Source organism: Streptococcus mitis (assembly GCF_001579045.1).
Classification (GTDB): Bacteria; Bacillota; Bacilli; order Lactobacillales; family Streptococcaceae; genus Streptococcus; species Streptococcus mitis_D.
The window spans coordinates 1-1532 of the sequence record NZ_KQ970268.1 but is presented as its reverse complement, the minus strand read 5'-3'; the positions used below and the strand labels follow the sequence as shown (position 1 = coordinate 1532).

Below are 1532 nucleotides of genomic sequence, written 5' to 3'. Positions count from 1 at the left end.
CTGAAAAAATAGGTCTCTTACTTTTAATGAAATGAAAACCGAGGAATCTCTCGTTAATTTGAGCGAGTTCCTCGGTTATTTTGTATTTATTAAGGTCATAATTCGTTTCATATTGACCACGAAGATGGTTGTGGCTGCCTGTAACTCCATGCTGAAAAGACCCGATGCTCTCGCGACATCAAAGCCATGTCTCTGTTTTAGTTCGGCATTCTTTGCTTCGATTTTATAGCGATGTCTGGCCATTTCTTTAAAATAAGGTGTTTCCTGAAATTTCTTCTGGAAAAGATGGTCGTCACTCTTAATGGCTATTGAATAAGTTTTAGACTTTGCCCCCTCCTTATAACATCCTTCCTTGGAAAGGCAACTCTTGCACTTCTCAATGTCAAAGTAATGAGTGACAACTTGATTCTTATTTTGATATTTTTTCCCTGTCCTTGCTTTGCGAACAGCCATGTGTCCTTCTGGACAGACAAATAGCCCTGCATCTTTATTAAATTCAAACGCATCCTCTTCTTTACGGTAACCTTTTGAAACAGAAGGATTCAGTTTTGAAACCAAATGAATCTTTTCTTTGCGAGCTAGTTGAATGTTGTCCTTTCCTGAATAAGCCGCATCACCAATAATAGTCTCGATGTCCAGACTATTTTCTTTTGTTTTGGCATATAATTCAGGTAAATATTTCCCATCGCTTTGTTCGCCAGAAGTGACCACACAAGCAGTGATAATCCGTTCATCCGTCATAGCGATATGACTTTTATATCCATAGAAAGAGCTGTCGGCTGTCTTATGTCCGAGCCTAGCCTCCTCCTTAACAGAAGCTTCCAAATGTTCTAAGTCGTCCTCGACAGCTTCTTTTAGGTAATTGAACTTTTGAGAAACAGCCGGTAGGGCTAAGAGTTCCTCGTGTTTTTCAACCACAGCCATTAACTCCTCTGTATAGGTCAACTCTGCTTCGAGGTTATCTTCTTGAGGTTTCTTTGGAAATTCTATTTTGATATCTTCTGAATGTTGATAAATTGTTTTACGTAAAGCTTTTGAACGCTCTCTAAGGATTTCTTGGGGTTTCTTATGATTATAATGAGATTTGGTGTGAGTGGCATCCACAATGAGGATTTTACTCTTAATCAAGTTATGTTCGAGTGCAATTTGAACAGACTTCTGAATCAATACATCAAGCAGTTTATCATCTTTAATTCTTAGCTTTCTAAATTTTGTCAGAGAGGATGGCTCGATAACAGAATCTTCAGGAGCTAGACCAAGAAAAAATTTAAAGGCCATATCTGACAAGGAACGTCCTACCACATCTACATCTGATAACTTATAAATATCTTTTAACAAGAGATATTTGAACATCATAATCGGTGAATAAGCTTTACGCCCAAAATCGGGACGATAATTCTTTTCTAGTTCATCATAAATAAAGCTAAAATCACAGAGTTCAGTTAGCTGACGTAAAAAGTGGGTTTTAGGAACCACGATATCATACAAACTAGAATAAGGACTGACATCCATAGTTAACTGATTATCAAGCA

Annotated in this window: 1 protein-coding gene; it reads right to left on the bottom strand. The window is 37.5% G+C overall.

Annotated elements, in window-relative coordinates:
* Window positions 1-75: 75 nt before the first annotated feature.
* Window positions 76-1532 (bottom strand): IS1182 family transposase (locus SMIDD28_RS10650; RefSeq protein WP_416069027.1); only part of this gene is annotated, 1457 nt, incomplete at its 5' end.